A 15,944-nucleotide genomic window follows, 5' to 3' on the forward strand; every position below is an offset into this window, starting at 1 on the left:
CCGAGCCTCGCGTGGCACCTGATGCGCGGCCAAGGAATACGCGCGCAATGACCGAAAAGACTTTCATACCCACCCCGGAACAAAGCCCGGCCTTTCGCGAGGCCCTGGGGTGTTTTGGCACCGGTGTCACTGTGATTACCACGCAAACCGAAGGTGGACCGCGCGCGATCACCGTGAATTCCTTTGCCTCGGTCTCATTGGACCCACCGCTGGTGTTGTGGTGTCTGGCCAAGGAATCGTACCGTTTCGGTGCTTTCAGCAGCTGTGGACATTATTCGATTCATGTGATGGCACAGGATCAGCAAGAGCAGGCGCTGCTCTTTGCGCGTGACGGCACAGACTTCTCACATGCAGATTGGACTGAGGATGAAACCGGTCGCCCGCAATTGACCCAATGTTTGGCGCGGTTCGATTGCCGTCTGCACGCCCGTTATGATGCCGGTGATCATCTGATCATTGTGGGACAAGTGGAGCAGGTAATGTACCGCACAGGAAAGGGCCTGATTTTCAAACGCGGCCAGTTCGGCGGATTTGTCGATCTGATCTAGTCTTCCAAGGATCCATGAACTGCCAAAGCCTCAAGCTGCGCATCCTGCGGCGTGATCACACGATAGGCTTCGTGCACGCCAGTTTCAGACAGTTCTCTGGCCACGGTCAACAGCGTGTTGGGCGCATGATCTTCGCACAGCTCTGACATATGATCGACTTCCGCCTGCGCCACGCCAAGCGCAGCCTCAACTGAAGGCGCACCATAGAACTGCACAAAATGGTCGGCCAGATTGCGGGCGATCTGATCTTTCTCTGCCGGTTCGATCTGCGTCACGGCCACAAATGTCACGCGGCCAAAGGTTTCAAGACCCAGCCAGCCATTCGCAAAGGCCTGACGCGCCTTGCCTTCAAGATCTGCATCGCTCCAATTCGAGAACTCGAACCCGCCAGACACACACCATTCCCCGGTGCGCGCCGGAGAATGAAACACGTTCATGTCGCTTTCGTCGAAGTGAATTGCTCGGGCCAGTTTCATCTTCCGTTCTCCAACACTTCGGTCAGGGGACGCAGGTGCGTTTCGGATCCGTCCCGGATCAACATTCCAAACCGTTCATCCGTACCCAAAAAAACACCGCCATGATCCAGCGGATCTCCTACACCGCGCAGCAAACCCATCCATTCAGCGTGCAGCGGCGCGTTACCATCTTCCTGCCAGCGGTTCAGCCAGGTCAAAGTATGACGCGACCAGCTTTCTACCAATTGTGTGGCGGATACGTCTGCACATCCCTCGTCGTAAAGCGCGGTGACATCTGGTGTTTCACCCGGGGCCTCGCTGGTTTGCAGCAGCGCCAGTTCCCAACCTACGATCAACCAGTCCGGCTCCTGATCAGCGGACACATCCGAAGAGGTCACCCGAAACTTCCCGCATTTTGCGCCATTCACGCAGATCAATCCGTCCCAGCCCAAATGCACAGCAACCTCTGGCGGGGCCAGAGCGCCCAGCGCGTTCTGAAACCCTACGGCACACAGTGGCAGCATTGCCATCGCATCCTGCAACGGCACCTCAGGCGCAAAGACGATGGCAACGCGCAGACGGTCGGCCTGAATGTTGTAAACGACCGTTCCCGCGTCGCATCCCAGCGCGGCCATTGCCTGCGCCCTGTCAAACGGGTCTTCCCCACCCTGAACCGGGTGACCCGTCAACAAAGGGGGAAAGACCGGCTGGCTCATGCGAAACCGTTTGAGATCAGGTCGCGTGCGATCTTGCGGAACGACTCGGCCTGTGGACTATCGGGCTTGCTGACCACGATGGGCGCGCCTCCGTCAGCGGCCACGCGGATGTCCAGATGCAGTGGGATTTCACCCAGCAGCGGTACACCCAGAGATTCCGCCTCGGACGCAACACCGCCATGACCAAACACATGTTCTTCGTGCCCGCAGTTGGAGCAGATATGGGTCGACATGTTTTCGATCATGCCCACGATCGGGGTTTTGAGCTGATTGAACATATCGATCCCCTTGCGGGCGTCGATCAAAGCCACGTCCTGCGGGGTTGAGACCACGATGGCACCGTCCACCTGGAACTTCTGGCTCAGCGTCAGCTGCACATCGCCCGTTCCCGGTGGAAGGTCGACGATCAGAACGTCCAACGCGCCCCACTGCACCTGCCCCATCATCTGTTGCAATGCGCCCATCAACATGGGTCCACGCCAGACAACAGCCTGACCTTCGTTGGTCATCAACCCCATGGACATCATGGTCACGCCGTGATTGCGCAAAGGCAGAATGGTTTTGCCATCGGGGCTGGCCGGGCGACCGGACACACCCAGCATCCGGGGCTGCGACGGACCGTAAACATCCGCATCCAGCAGACCGACGCGCCGTCCTTCAGCGGCCAGCGCACAGGCAAGGTTTGCAGAGACAGTGGACTTACCGACACCGCCCTTACCCGAAGCAACAGCAATGATCCGATCAACACCCGGAACGGCCTGCGGCCCGGTTTGCGACGGTTTGGGTTTCGGTTTCAGATCCGGCGGAGCCTTGTCGGAATGCGCGGTCATCATCGCCGATACATTGGCCACACCGGCGACCATCTGCGCGGCTTTCTCGGCCGTCGCTCGCACGGGCTCCATCTTTTCCGCGTGCTTTGGATCAATCTCAAGCACAAATCGTACGGTATCACCTTCGACATTCAGCGCACGCACGATACCTGCGCTGACAATATCTTGACCAGACACCGGGTCAGTGATCTTTTTCAGGTTCGCCAGAACCGCGTCACGAACACTCATGCCTTGCCCCCTTCGATATGCCCGTGTGACAGGGGCGTGCGTGTCACCAAATTCTGGTCGCCGCTCATTGCATGTGTCTCCGTCTCTTTCAGTTTATTTGACGCACCGCGCCCTGCCCCGTTAGGCTGAGCCATGCGCTTTGTCCTCTTGTGCCTGAGCCTGACGTTCTCTGCCACCCCCTCCTTGTCTCAGGAGGCGATTGGCCTTGCGGCCCCGGCCGAGGTGAAAGACTCGGGTCTGTTGCAACATATTCTTCCTCGCTTCTCTCTCAAGACCGGGATTCGCGTTATTGCGGATGACACAGGTGTTATGGTCCTGAATCCCGCTCCGCCCGGCGATCCGGTCTTTGCCCGCGATGATGTGATCTACCATCTGACCATCGAAGACAATAAGCGGCAGGCCCGCTTTCGCGATTGGCTGCGTTCGGATATTGGAAAGCGCACCGTTGAAAGTTTTGCGCCAGCACAAGGCGCGCCCTTTACCGCCAGCTTCGATCTGACGGTCACTGAGTCGGAGGAAACCGTTGACGGTAATACCGTGCTTGGCGAAGAACTGTCGATGACCCATTGCGGACGATGCCATGTGATCGGACCCAAAAACCGAATGAACGGGCTGGGCTCGACCCCATCGTTTGCCGTCCTGCGCGCGATGCCGGACTGGTCCGAACGGTTCGAGGCTTTCTTTGCTCTCAACCCCCATCCTGCGTTTACACAGATCGACGGGCTGACGCCGCCATTTGACCCCGAACGCCCTTCTCCGATTCATCCTGTTGAGATGACTCTGGACGATCTCGATGCAATCCTCGCGTTTGTCTCGCGGATGAAAGCCGCAGATTTGGGGGCTCCGCTGCAGCTTCAATGATCTTTTCTATCTGAATAATAATCGTCAGTCGTAACGACCCGTGGTTTAGGCTTTGACTGGAAGGGATTGTCCTGCTGCTGAAACTGCACCTTAACCCGGCAATTGTCGCACATCTGGATCATCCGCGCCTGATCCGAACTGGCAAACATGGGGTGTGTGCCCGATAGCTTTTCCATGATCCGCTCCACAGTGGATTTCACCCCAAACAACGCACCGCATTCAACACAAGCGAAAGGTTCTTCTTCGTTGAGTACCTGCTGGGAAAGGGCCGCATCGCTCAGATCAAGCTGTGGAACCAAAGTGATCGCCTCTTCGGGGCAGATCGTCTTGCACATTCCGCATTGCAGGCAGGCATCCTGCTGAAAGTTCAGCTGCGGCTTGTCCGGATTGTCGATCAAAGCCCCTGACGGACACAGCGACACACAGCTGAGGCACAGGGTGCAACTGTCCGTGTTCACCGCAACCGCACCATAAGGCGCGTTATCGGGCAGTGGCAATGGAGCGTCTGCCTGCGGATTTAGCGCCTGCGCGGCCAAGCGTGTGATCTGTCGACGGTTCCCCAATGGAAGAACCGGTTCGGCCAAAGGTTGCGGCACGTCTTGACCATAGAGCAGATCAGACATGGCGTCCGGATCAGCTTCATCAATCAGTCCAATCCCATCAGCGCCCGCGATCGCGCGCGCCAGAGCAATCTCGTGGTCCAGCGAATCCCGTTCGGTTGTGGGTGCCAGCAATACATCCACACGGGCAAAACCATGCGCCAAAGCGGCAAGCATCTCGGCGTGGCCAAAACCGGATATAACATTTAGTTCCAGCGGGATAACATCCGAAGGCAAACCACGACCAAAGCGCGCAGCCAACCGGATCATCTCTGCCCCATGCGTATTATGAATCAAAAGCCGGGGCGCGGCCCCTCCTGCTCGTCGATAGGTGCGCGCCAGGACGTGCATCCGGGACAACAGCGCCGAAACGGTCGGATCCTCGTAAGTGATCGCCGTCGACGGACACAGTGCGGCACACGCACCGCATCCGGCACATACCATCGGGTCGATGCTCACATGCTCACCCGCTGGTGTTATCGCCCCGGTCGGGCAGATATCCAGACAGTTTGTACAACCCACCTGTTCCGCCCGTGAATGCGCACACAAGGATTCTTCCAATCTCACGTACAAAGGCTTTTCAAAGGTACCAATAAGCTGCATGGCGTCAAAAGCCAGGCGTTCAACGGCCACCACGTCTTTTGGATCAGCCCTCAGATACCCTTCGCGCTTGTTGGGGGCCTGGACGAACGGCGCGCCGCCTGTCAGGTCCAGAATAATGTCGCAGGCAGATTGTGCTCCGTTCCTGGGCTCGGTCCAGGCAAAGGCACCACGCCCGCCCGGCACGACCTGCTGCACGGCGTCCAGACGCAGTGAAAACCCACCCAGCGCCCCGGACAGGGACTTCACCCGTCCGCGTATCACATCGAAAGCGCGCGAGGTCGGCTCTGCCTGATCCGTAGCCAGAACAGTCACGGCCAAAGTTCCCGCCAACTTCTCAGCCAGATCAAAACCCACCGCGCCGGGGCCAACGATGAAACAGGTTCCTTCGCTGATAACATCGACGCTGGGTGTGACGGGCTGCGGCAACAGCGCCTCAGCCGCCAGTGCAGCCATCTTAGGCGTTGCATCCGTACCCTGTTCAGACCAACCCGCACGGTCGCGTAGGTCGAAGAAGCCAGGCACGTCGATATCCAAATCTTCGGCAAGGGACTGGAACACGTCCTGCTCTTGCAGGCAGGCGATCACGGTATCTCCGTCTTGCATCAGTTCGGCAGCAGATTGCAGTTGGGTCGTGCAAAGCGCTGTATGCACCTTAGAGCAACTGACACCACAGGCGCTTTCGATCCTGTCGGGATCCAATTCCTGAGTTCCTGCGCAGTCGCATAGCAGTAGTTTGGTGCCCATTTTCCCTCCCGCGGGATGCTCTCCCCATCCCATGAACCTTAGGCTGTACGCACATCCCGGCAACTTCAACCCCCTGCCGTGCGCAGTTATTTACCCCTCATTCGCGCAGAAAATCGAAGGAAACAAACGCGTTTTCGGCTCCGTTCACGCAGTTGCGACCAAAACATACGACCAAAGTCTAAGGACACAGGCTTGGCACAAAGACACAATGTGTACCATAGTGTTCATGCAAAGGCAGGGGAGAGCCTTTCGGGGAGGAGCCAGTGGCCAAGGCCGCAAGCCAGATCGAAATGCCAGTTGGCGTCATCGTGCGCAAGACACCCGGGATCACACGTTGGGCCCGATGGAGTTGGCGTGCCATAGCCGTTTTGCCGGGTGCTGGTCCTGCCGATTGGCAGGAATTGCGTCGCGAAGGCGATGCGGTTGAATACCATGCAGCCACCCTGCCCCTGACCCTTTGGGCGGATGAGACAGAAGCCTACATGGTCAACCTGTCAGACGGACAACCCTCGCTTTATCTGGTGTTGCGGGATGAATTGAAGGGGGACGTCCCTTTGAACGCGGTGCTTATCACGGCCTCGCCTTTTGAGGGGCAGGACTATGCCGACACAGGTGAAGAGATCGTCGAGAAGATCCCCATGACCGAAGGGCTGATTGCCTGGGTGCGGGATTTCGCGCTCAAACACCATAAAGACGAAGTTTTCATCAAGCGCCGCCGCGACAAGAAACGCACGGATTTGGTCGAGGACGGCAAGGGCGACCCACGGATCAGACAGGCCTCGGATGTCTACCGCGCACCTCGGAGGCTTGTGCAATGACCCAGGCGCGCGATTTCTGGTCCCGTCGCAAGGCCGCCGTACAGGCAGAAGCCGAGGCTGAGGTCATAGCGGCAGAAGAACAGGTCATAGCCGCACAACACGCCGAACTGGAAGAAAAGACTGACGCCGACATACTGGCCGAGTTAAACCTGCCTGACCCGGATCAATTACAGGCGGGCGACGATGTCACGGGGTTCATGGCCAAGGCGGTGCCTGATCGGTTGCGTCGCCGGGCCTTGCGCCGGTTGTGGCGACTGAATCCGGTTCTGGCCAACGTGGACGGTCTGGTTGACTACGGCGAAGACTATACCGACGCAGCTTGTGTGATCGAAAACCTTCAGACCGCCTACCAGGTGGGCAAAGGGATGCTGGCCCATGTCGAGGCCTTGGCGGCAAGTGAAGACGACACCGAAGAGGAAACTCCCTCGGAGGATGAACCAATGTCCGAACCCGCGGTCGCCATGGAAGAACCAGAAGCCGCCGCACCAACACCTGAAGTGGATCTGGCCGAAGCTTACACGCAGGAAGAGGCCGAACTGCCCCCGTCCCCGCGCCGCATGAGATTTGAATTCGAAGGATAACCCATGACCGCAAATAACGCGCAGACTTTAGACATTTCAGCCGAAGACCGGCTGCGCGCGGATTTTTACAATTTTCTGGGTTTGCTTTTGGCCGGCCCGCCTGATCAGTTGCTTCTGGACCAGATGTCGGGGCTGAGCGGAGACGACACTGATCTGGGCCAAGCCATTCAGGCTATGGCGCGTGTTGCCAAGGTCACCAAGCCCGCCGCTGCCGAGCGTGAGTTCAACGCTCTGTTCATCGGTTTGGGACGTGGTGAGCTGCTGCCTTACGCCAGTTTTTATCTGACCGGGTTCCTGAACGAAAAACCTCTGGCGCAATTGCGCAATGACATGGCTGTACGCGGGATCACCCGTGCGCAAAATGTGTTTGAACCAGAAGACAATATCGCCTCGCTTATGGAAATGATGGCCGGGATGATCGTGGGTCGCTTCGGATCACCGGCCACACTGGAAGATCAAAAAGCGTTCTGGAACAAACATATCGGCCCTTGGGCCGCGCATTTCTATTCGGATTTGGAAGCCGCCGAAGCGTCGGTTCTCTATGCCTCGGTCGGCACCGCCGGTCGGGTGTTCATGGAAATCGAACGCGAGGCCTTCCGAATGACGGCGGCATAACCCGCCACTCGCCAGCGTCTGAATTGGCGCTAAATCGCAAATGGGAGAGGAGAAGCCCATGAGCAAGACCAAGGAAGAAGGCGCAACGCGCCGCGACTTCCTCAAACTGGCCGGAACCGCAGCGCCTGCTGCCGTTGCCGCCGTCAGCCTGAGCGGTCAAGCCGAAGCAGCCGAGCTGCCGACGGACGAGACCCGCATGCAAGATACAGCGCATACCCGCGCCTATCTGGAAAGCGCGCGCTTCTAAGCCGCCTCGACTGCGCCCGGCGCACCAGCCGGACGATGTCACTTACCCGACTGACGGTTGCGATTGGCCCTGACGTCGGTTTCGCAGTTACCAAGCCAGCCGTGATCCTCATGGCCAGCAAGGGAGGAAAGAAATGCTTAGGAAAAAGACCAACGGGGTTGCGAGACGCCCCCAGCGGACAAGTATCCTGTCCCAGGTCGGCGAGAAAACCGTCGATCGCCGCGCATTCCTGCGTGGCTCGGGCCTGACGATCGGCGGCCTTGCCGCGATCAGCGCCACGGGTGGAACCGTGACGCCTGCCAGCGCCCAAACAGCGGCAAACACCGCCGTTGAAAACATCAAATCCGTATGCACCCACTGCTCGGTCGGCTGTACGGTCGTCGCCGAAGTTCAGAACGGTGTCTGGGTCGGGCAAGAACCCGGCTGGGACAGCCCGTTCAACCTGGGTGCGCATTGCGCCAAAGGGGCCTCGGTCCGCGAGCACGCCCATGGCGAACGCCGCCTCAAGTATCCGATGAAAAAGGAAGGCGGCGAGTGGAAGCGCATCAGCTGGGAAGAGGCGATCAACGAGATCGGCGACGGCATGATGAACATCCGCCAGGAATCCGGGCCGGACAGCGTGTACTGGTTGGGCTCGGCCAAGCACAATAACGAACAGGCCTATCTGTTCCGCAAGTTCGCCGCCTACTGGGGCACGAACAACGTGGACCATCAGGCCCGTATCTGCCACTCGACCACTGTTGCGGGTGTTGCGAATACATGGGGCTACGGCGCCATGACCAATTCGTACAATGACATCCACAACTCACGGGCCATCTTCATCATCGGCGGCAACCCGGCCGAGGCGCATCCCGTCTCGCTGCTTCATGTTCTGCGCGCGAAAGAGCAGAATAACGCACCGCTGATCGTCTGCGACCCGCGCTTTACGCGCACCGCGGCGCATGCGGATGAATATGTGCGGTTCCGTCCCGGCACAGACGTTGCTCTGATCTGGGGCATTCTGTGGCACATCTTCGACAACGGCTGGGAGGACAAAGAGTTCATCCGCACCCGTGTCTGGGGAATGGACCAGATCCGCACCGAGGTCGCCAACTGGAACCCGGAAGAGACCGAGCGTGTAACCGGCGTGCCCGGCTCGCAGCTCAAGCGCGTTGCCCGGACCATGGTCAACAACCGCCCCGGCACAGTCATCTGGTGTATGGGTGGTACGCAGCACACCAACGGCAACAACAACACCCGCGCTTACTGCGTGCTCCAGCTTGCTTTGGGCAACATGGGCACTTCGGGGGGTGGCACCAACATCTTCCGTGGTCATGACAACGTGCAGGGCGCAACGGACCTTGGTGTTCTGTCCCACACCCTGCCTGGCTATTACGGCCTGTCCAAGGGTGCATGGGGTCATTGGGCTCGTGTCTGGGGTGAAGATCCCGAATGGCTGGCGGGCCAGTTCGCCACGATCAAGGACAAGGAAGGCAAGGATAAACCGCTTCAGAACGAGCGCGGCATCCCGGTCTCCCGCTGGATCGACGGTGTTCTGGAAGACCCGGCCAACATGGATCAGGACAACAATGTCCGCGCCATGGTTCTGTGGGGCCACGCGCCCAACTCGCAGACCCGCATGACGGAAATGAAGACGGCGATGGAGAAGCTGGACATGCTGGTCGTGATCGACCCGTATCCCACCGTCTCGGCCGTGCTGCATGACCGCACCGATGGCGTCTACCTGTTGCCCGCCTGTACGCAGTTCGAAACCCGTGGCTCGGTCACGGCATCGAACCGGTCGCTACAATGGCGCGACAAGGTGGTTGAACCGCTGTTCGAAAGCCTGCCGGACGAGGTCATTATGGCCAAGTTCGCCAACAAGTTTGGCTGGGCGGATCGGTTGTTCCGCAATATCGAGATGGACGATCCGGAAACCCCCAATGTTGAAAGCATCACGCGTGAGTTCAACGCGGGCCTCTGGACCATCGGATATACCGGTCAATCGCCAGAACGTTTGAAAAGCCATATGGCCAACCAGCACACGTTCGACAGAACCACGCTGCAAGCCATTGGTGGGCCCAACGACGGCGAATATTACGGTCTGCCCTGGCCCTGCTGGGGAACACCGGAGATGGGTCATACGGGGACACCAAACCTCTATGACATGTCCAAACCGGTGGCCGAAGGTGGCCTGACCTTCCGTGCGCGCTTTGGCGTGGAGCGGGATGGCGACAACCTGTTGGCCGAAGGGGTCTATAGCGTTGGATCGGAAATTCAGGATGGATATCCCGAGTTCACGATGCAGATGCTGATGGACCTTGGTTGGGATGGCGATCTGACGGCCGAGGAACGCGCAGCCATCGACGCCGTTGCGGGACCAGAGACCAACTGGAAAACCGACCTGTCCGGCGGTATCCAGAGGGTCGCGATCGAGCATGGCTGTGCGCCCTTCGGGAACGCCAAAGCCCGCGCGGTTGTCTGGACCTTCCCGGATCCGATCCCACTGCATCGCGAGCCGCTTTATACGAACCGGCGCGACCTGGTGGAGGACTATCCGACCTACGAGGACCGGCACGCATATCGCCTGCCCACCCTTTATGCTTCGATTCAGAAGAACGACTTTTCAAAGGATTACCCGATAATCCTAACGTCAGGTCGTCTGGTCGAATATGAAGGCGGCGGGGATGAAACACGGTCGAACCCGTGGCTGGCCGAGCTTCAGCAGGACATGTTCGTCGAGATCAATCCACGCGATGCCAACAACCTTGGTATTCGCGACGGATCACAGGTCTGGGTCGAAGGTCCTGAAGGCGGCAAGGTCAAGGTGATGGCGATGCTGACCAACAGGGTCGGTGCCGGCGTGGCCTTCATGCCGTTCCACTTTGGCGGCCATTTCCAGGGCGAGGACCTGAGGGAGAAATACCCGAAAGGTGCCGATCCCTATGTGCTGGGTGAAAGTACCAACACCGCCCAGACCTATGGCTATGATTCCGTGACCCAGATGCAAGAGACCAAAGCGACTCTTTGCAAAATCTGGTCAGCGTAAGGGAGGAGAAGAGAACATGGCAGCAAGAGCAAAGTTTCTCTGCGACGCCGAACGCTGCATCGAGTGCAATGCCTGCGTCACCGCGTGTAAGAACGAACACGAGGTGCCGTGGGGCGTGAACCGCCGCAGGGTGGTAACGATCAATGACGGTGACCCGGGCGAACGCTCGATTTCGGTGGCCTGTATGCATTGCTCGGATGCGCCCTGCATGGCGGTGTGCCCGGTCGACTGCTTCTATCAGAATGAAGAAGGGGTCGTCCTACACTCCAAGGACCTGTGCATTGGTTGTGGTTATTGCTTCTACGCGTGCCCGTTCGGCGCGCCGCAATACCCGCAGGCGGGCAACTTCGGATCGCGTGGAAAGATGGACAAATGTACCTTCTGCGCTGGTGGTCCCGAGGAAACGCACTCGACCGCAGAGTTCGCCAAATATGGTCGCAACCGGATCGCCGAGGGCAAACTGCCCATCTGCGCCGAAATGTGTTCCACCAAGGCCCTGCTCGCTGGTGACGGCGACGTTGTGTCGGCCATCTACCGCGAGCGTGTTGTCGCCCGTGGCTTCGGGTCCGGCGCATGGGGTTGGGGCACCGCCTACGACCAGAAAGACGGCTAGGACCGTCTTTGATGAACCAAACAGGCGACCCGCATCCGTGGGTCGCCTGATCAGGGATTTTGACCGAGGTTCAGATGTTCCGCTTACTCATCGCATTGCTGTTCACCATTGGGCTGGCACAGGCCACCGTTGCGCAAACAAACGAAGCTGGGGAACCAGCCACCACGAATGAGCGCGCCTCGACCGGTGGTGCGACCACGCTTGAGGATATTCTCGCGCGTCAACGCGGCGAAAAAGTAGATAACACCTATCGCTCGGAAAACACTGGCCAAGGCAATGTCGAAGGCCTTCTGGGCCAGTTTGGACCCAGCGGCGTATCGTCCGACAGTGATGTATACCGCGCGCTGCGCTTTGGCTCGGCGGACGTCACCGTGTCCTCGCGCGGACCTGCCGACAGTGTGCTGATCCAAGACGGCGGCATGTGGTGGTGGGAATTCCGCACAGGGCCGTTACGCGAATATGGCGGTTACATCATCGCTGGAATGCTGGCCATCATCGTTCTGTTTTTCCTGATCCGAGGCAAGATTCGCATCGACGGAGAAAAGACCGGCCGTACCGTTCTGCGCTTCACCAGTTTTGAACGTTTCGGGCATTGGCTGTTTGCAGGATCATTCATCGTGCTTGCGATCACCGGCCTGCTGACACTCTATGGCCGCGACTTCCTGATTCCGATCTTCGGCAAGGAAGGTTTCGCAACCATCGCGCAAGGCTGCAAATGGCTTCACAACAATCTGGCATGGGCCTTCATGCTGGGGCTGATCATCATCACGGTGAATTGGATTGCCCATAACATCCCCAACCGCACAGACCTGAAATGGCTGGCTGCCGGTGGGGGTTTATTCAGCAAAAACAGCCACCCACCCGCCAAGAAATTCAACGCAGGTCAAAAAATCATCTTCTGGGCCTGCATACTGCTGGGAGTCTCGATCAGCCTGTCCGGCCTGTCGCTGCTGTTTCCGTTTGAATTGCCGATGTTCGCCAAGACCTTCTCGGTTGCCAATGCCACCGGCATTCCACAGGCGCTTGGTCTGAACCTGCCCGTGCAAATGTCGCCTCAGGAAGAGATGCAATACGCCCAAGTCTGGCACGTGATGGTCGCTTATGTCTTCATCGCCATCATCATCGCGCATATCTACCTCGGCTCGGTCGGGATGGAGGGCGCGTTTGATGCAATGGGTACTGGTGAAGTCGAAGAGCAATGGGCGCGGGAACACCACTCGTTGTGGCTGGAAGAGGTGCAGGAAAAAGAGGCTGGCAAGGCAGCGGCCTCACCCGCCGAATAGATGCGCTGGCTGATCCTTGCCTGTGCGTTGATCCCCCTGCCCGCATGGGCGGAGTTCTTCACGCTCAAAGGTCATGGCGGGCCGATCATGGGTATCGCAACGGCCCCTGATGGACGGATCGCAACAGCCAGTTTCGACAATTCTGTCGGGCTATGGTCGGACCAGACACCCGAATGGCTGGAAGGTCACGAAGCAGCCGTCAACGCGGTCGTCTTCAACGGTACAGCAATTTATTCCGCCGGAGACGATTTTACCCTCCGCCGCTGGCCGGGCGGAGAGATCGTCGGCCAACACAAAGGCAAGATCGTTTCTGTAGCTGCCTCAAAAACGCATGTCGCAACGGCCAGTTGGGACGGAACAATCGGATTATGGCCCGTCGATGGCACTGCCCCCGCCCTGTTCGGCCCCACGGGCAGTGGCGTGAATGCGGTCACTTTTTCACCGGATGGATCAAAGCTTTTTTCCGCTGGCGTCGATGGGTCCTTACGCGTGTGGGATGTCGCAACCGGCGAAGAAACGGACCGGCTGGTTGAGCACGGATTTGGCATCAACGAATTGATTTTCAACGCGCAGGAAAACTGGATCGCCTATGGCGCGGTGGACGGGGTGACGCGCATCCTCGATCTGACAACCGGTGAAGAACGCGACTTCACTCTGGACCGCCGCCCGATCCTGGCCCTTGCGCTCAGCCCGGACCGAAGCCTTTTGGCGGTCGGTGACGGCGAAGGCTATATCATGATGATCGACACGACCGAATGGCGCATCACGCAGGATTTCCGCGCAACGCTGCGCGGACCGGTCTGGGCGCTGTCATTCTCTGATGATGGCCAGAACATCCATGCAGGGGGCATAGACGCGGCGATGTACAGCTGGCCCGTGGGTGCGCTGTCGGATCAACAGCAAATGGCTTCGACCGAGCCCAGTTTTCTGAAAGATCCCGACGAAATGGAGAATGGCGAACGTCAATTCGCCCGCAAATGCTCGATCTGCCACAGCCTGACACCCGAAAGCGAACGTCGGGCGGGTCCAACACTGCACGGTATCTTTGGGCGACCCGCCGGATCGCTGCCGGGATATTTGTACTCGGATACGCTGCAAGACTCTGATATTGTTTGGAATGAACAAACAATAAATGCCCTTTTCGATAAGGGGCCGGATCATTACATTCCGGGGTCGAAGATGCCGATGCAACGGATTACAGAACAGCAGGACCGGGACGACCTGATCGCTTTTCTGCGCCGTGCGACGGACGACCAGAACTGAACCGGAGGAGACTATGAAAGCCTTTTTAGCCGCGGTTGTCGCGATGGTCGTGATTACAGTTGCAGCCCCGACGACGTTGGACCAGATCGGGTTCAGCGCCGCGGACAGCACATCTGGTTCTGCGGTGCGCCTGGACTGAATGTCTCAATACCTGACCACCCGCGAACTGGCCGATCTTTTGCGCATTGGCGAGCGTAAAGCCTATGACCTTGCCTCATCCGGCGAGGTGCCTTGTGTGCGCGCCATGGGCAAGCTTTTGTTCCCACGGGCCGAGATCATCGCCTGGCTCAACGCGTCACGGTCTGGGCCTCAAGTGGCGGAACCGCCCCTGCCCCCGATCGTTGCTGGCAGCCATGATCCCCTTCTGGACTGGGCATTGCGCGAAAGCGGATCGGGGCTGGCAACGTATTATGATGGCTCTTTCGACGGATTGACACGATTGAGCGAGCGCAGCGCGCAGGCCGCTGTGCTGCACATCCACGAGGACGGAGGGTTCAATACCAAATCCCTGCGCGACTCATTGGGCGAAGCCCCGGTGATCCTCTATGAAGTCGCCCGTCGAGAACGCGGTTTGTTACTGGCACCGGGCGCATTGGACATCAGATCGTTCCAGGACCTCAAATCGCGACGCATCATCCTGCGGCAAGACAGTGCAGCCAGCCAGCACTTGTTCAATGCGCAACTTGAAGCACATGACCTAACTTACGACGATTTTAACATTTTTCCCGGCCGCGCACGCACCGAGGAAGAGCTGGCCATTGCCCTGCACGATCAAAAGGCCGAAGCAGGCTTTGGACTGGGTGCCTTGGCCGGGCTGTACAACCTCGGCTTTGTCCCCACCCATTCCGAAAGGCTTGACCTGGCGATCTGGCGCAGATCGTTTTTCGATCCGCCGATGCAAAAACTGATGTCGCTGCTACGCTCGGATCATTTCACACAACGGGCCCGCGAATTCGGCGGTTATGACCTTTCGGGCCTCGGTACGATCCATCACAATGGTGCCAGCGGCTGATCCTCCGCCAACCGCTTCATCTTTTCAGAAATACTCGCCCCGCAGATGTTGGCTGCAGGCCAACTTATTGGGCATTGGGGAAAAACACCTGCTGTCCCTCCAGCCTGAAGGACGCGATCGCCTCCTGCCCGTCCGGCCCCGTCAACCAGTCGATAAAGCGTTGACCGGATGCCGCCCGCACAAGTTGGTGCTTTTCCGGGTTCACAAGGATCACACCGTATTGATTAAACAGGCGCGGATCGCCTTCGACCAACACCTCTAGATTGCCTCTGTTGCCAAAAGACAGCCACGTGGCCCGGTCTGTAAGTGTATAGGCGTCCATGCCCCCGGCCACGTTCAGGGTCGCGCCCATACCCGATCCGGTTTCACGATACCACGTGCCGGAAGCACCCTTTGGATCAAGCCCGGCAGACGACCAATGGCCCAGCTCGGCCTTATGCGTCCCACTGTCATCGCCACGCGATGCAAAAGGGGCTTCGGCCTCTGCAATGGCCGTCAGAGCAACCAGTATATCGGTGCCTCCACGAATACCGGCCGGGTCAGATTTTGGGCCGACCAGAACAAAATCGTTATACATCAGGTCTTTTCGCTCAACGCCCCAGCCGTCCGCGACAAATTTCTCTTCGGCTGGTTTGGCGTGGACCAGCAGAACGTCCCCGTCCCCGTTGACTGCATTGCGAATGGCCTGACCTGTTCCAACCGCGACAACGCGCACATCTATGCCAGACTCAGCCTCGAACCACGGCAATATGTGTTCCAACAGTCCAGAATTCTGCGTCGATGTCGTGGATTGAACAACAATGAACGGCGTTTCTGCTGAAACCCCCCCTGCCGATAGGCCAAGTGCAACTGCTGCTGCCCGAATAAATGCCCGGAACATCATGTTCTCCGTCTTTTCTT

18 protein-coding genes are annotated in these 15,944 nt (G+C 58.6%); 12 read left to right on the plus strand and 6 right to left on the minus strand.

The genetic code is table 11. The annotated features are described in order from the left end of the window. Nucleotides 1-47 precede the first annotated feature (47 nt). Nucleotides 48-548 carry a flavin reductase family protein gene (locus GS632_RS04225; protein ID WP_171237439.1) on the plus strand — a complete coding sequence of 167 codons (501 nt, stop codon included), beginning with the start codon at nucleotides 48-50 and terminating at the stop codon, nucleotides 546-548. Here GS632_RS04225 and GS632_RS04230 read toward each other — a convergent pair. Genes GS632_RS04230 through GS632_RS04245 form a run of 4 tightly spaced genes read right to left on the minus strand, consistent with a single transcriptional unit; the run spans nucleotide 545 to nucleotide 2,911 of the window. After that, on the minus strand, nucleotides 545-1,024 hold the full coding sequence (locus GS632_RS04230; protein WP_171237438.1) for a DUF6505 family protein: 480 nt from the start codon (nucleotides 1,022-1,024) through the stop codon (nucleotides 545-547). The genes GS632_RS04225 and GS632_RS04230 overlap by 4 nt on opposite strands. Continuing rightward, a complete protein-coding gene (locus GS632_RS04235) occupies nucleotides 1,021-1,719 on the minus strand; it encodes a biotin/lipoate--protein ligase family protein (protein WP_171174547.1) in 699 nt (232 codons plus the stop codon). The genes GS632_RS04230 and GS632_RS04235 overlap by 4 nt, the downstream gene beginning before the upstream one ends. Further along, nucleotides 1,716-2,777, minus strand: a complete 1,062-nt coding sequence (locus GS632_RS04240; protein WP_171174549.1) for an Mrp/NBP35 family ATP-binding protein — start codon at nucleotides 2,775-2,777, stop codon at nucleotides 1,716-1,718. The genes GS632_RS04235 and GS632_RS04240 overlap by 4 nt, the downstream gene beginning before the upstream one ends. Continuing rightward, nucleotides 2,774-2,911 carry a hypothetical protein gene (locus tag GS632_RS04245; protein WP_171174551.1) on the minus strand — a complete coding sequence of 46 codons (138 nt, stop codon included), beginning with the start codon at nucleotides 2,909-2,911 and terminating at the stop codon, nucleotides 2,774-2,776. Before GS632_RS04245 ends, GS632_RS04240 begins: the two co-directional genes overlap by 4 nt. On the opposite strand from GS632_RS04245, the gene GS632_RS04250 reads away from it, so the two are divergent. After that, nucleotides 2,910-3,638 carry a hypothetical protein gene (locus GS632_RS04250; protein WP_171237437.1) on the plus strand — a complete coding sequence of 243 codons (729 nt, stop codon included), beginning with the start codon at nucleotides 2,910-2,912 and terminating at the stop codon, nucleotides 3,636-3,638. The two genes, GS632_RS04245 and GS632_RS04250, sit on opposite strands and share 2 nt — an antisense overlap. Here the strand turns inward: GS632_RS04250 and GS632_RS04255 are convergent. Then, complete coding sequence (locus tag GS632_RS04255) at nucleotides 3,632-5,584, minus strand: 4Fe-4S binding protein (RefSeq protein ID WP_171721367.1); 1,953 nt, start codon at nucleotides 5,582-5,584, stop codon at nucleotides 3,632-3,634. The two genes, GS632_RS04250 and GS632_RS04255, sit on opposite strands and share 7 nt — an antisense overlap. 263 nt (nucleotides 5,585-5,847) lie before the next feature. On the opposite strand from GS632_RS04255, the gene GS632_RS04260 reads away from it, so the two are divergent. From GS632_RS04260 to GS632_RS04300, 10 genes are all read left to right on the plus strand, one after another. After that, nucleotides 5,848-6,402: a DUF3305 domain-containing protein gene (locus tag GS632_RS04260; RefSeq protein ID WP_171237435.1), complete on the plus strand. Its 555-nt coding sequence runs from the start codon at nucleotides 5,848-5,850 to the stop codon at nucleotides 6,400-6,402. After that, complete coding sequence (locus GS632_RS04265) at nucleotides 6,399-6,983, plus strand: DUF3306 domain-containing protein (protein ID WP_171234091.1); 585 nt, start codon at nucleotides 6,399-6,401, stop codon at nucleotides 6,981-6,983. Before GS632_RS04260 ends, GS632_RS04265 begins: the two co-directional genes overlap by 4 nt. Nucleotides 6,984-6,986: 3 nt before the next feature. Then, entirely contained in the window at nucleotides 6,987-7,598 is a 612-nt protein-coding gene (locus tag GS632_RS04270) for a molecular chaperone (protein WP_171237434.1), read from the plus strand. 58 nt (nucleotides 7,599-7,656) lie between these two features. After that, nucleotides 7,657-7,845, plus strand: coding sequence for a twin-arginine translocation signal domain-containing protein (locus GS632_RS04275; protein WP_171237433.1), 189 nt, complete (start codon nucleotides 7,657-7,659; stop codon nucleotides 7,843-7,845). A 133-nt stretch (nucleotides 7,846-7,978) separates the two neighbouring features. Next, entirely contained in the window at nucleotides 7,979-10,873 is a 2,895-nt protein-coding gene (locus GS632_RS04280; RefSeq protein ID WP_171237432.1) for a formate dehydrogenase subunit alpha, read from the plus strand. Nucleotides 10,874-10,889: 16 nt separating this feature from the next. Then, on the plus strand, nucleotides 10,890-11,486 hold the full coding sequence (gene fdh3B, locus GS632_RS04285) for a formate dehydrogenase FDH3 subunit beta (RefSeq protein ID WP_039530246.1): 597 nt from the start codon (nucleotides 10,890-10,892) through the stop codon (nucleotides 11,484-11,486). A 74-nt stretch (nucleotides 11,487-11,560) separates the two neighbouring features. Continuing rightward, complete coding sequence (locus GS632_RS04290; protein ID WP_171234089.1) at nucleotides 11,561-12,769, plus strand: formate dehydrogenase subunit gamma; 1,209 nt, start codon at nucleotides 11,561-11,563, stop codon at nucleotides 12,767-12,769. After that, a complete protein-coding gene (locus GS632_RS04295) occupies nucleotides 12,770-14,032 on the plus strand; it encodes a c-type cytochrome (RefSeq protein ID WP_171237431.1) in 1,263 nt (420 codons plus the stop codon). A 13-nt stretch (nucleotides 14,033-14,045) separates the two neighbouring features. Beyond that, entirely contained in the window at nucleotides 14,046-14,171 is a 126-nt protein-coding gene (locus GS632_RS22245; RefSeq protein WP_256368496.1) for a hypothetical protein, read from the plus strand. Beyond that, a complete protein-coding gene (locus tag GS632_RS04300; protein ID WP_171237430.1) occupies nucleotides 14,172-15,044 on the plus strand; it encodes a helix-turn-helix transcriptional regulator in 873 nt (290 codons plus the stop codon). Nucleotides 15,045-15,108: 64 nt separating this feature from the next. Here the strand turns inward: GS632_RS04300 and GS632_RS04305 are convergent, their stop codons facing one another. Continuing rightward, nucleotides 15,109-15,924 (minus strand): substrate-binding domain-containing protein, encoded by an 816-nt coding sequence (locus tag GS632_RS04305; protein WP_171237429.1) that lies wholly within the window; start codon nucleotides 15,922-15,924, stop codon nucleotides 15,109-15,111. Nucleotides 15,925-15,944: the final 20 nt, after the last annotated feature.

It is taken from the genome of Ruegeria sp. HKCCD7296 (assembly GCF_013110775.1).
In the GTDB taxonomy this organism is placed as follows: domain Bacteria; phylum Pseudomonadota; class Alphaproteobacteria; order Rhodobacterales; family Rhodobacteraceae; genus Ruegeria.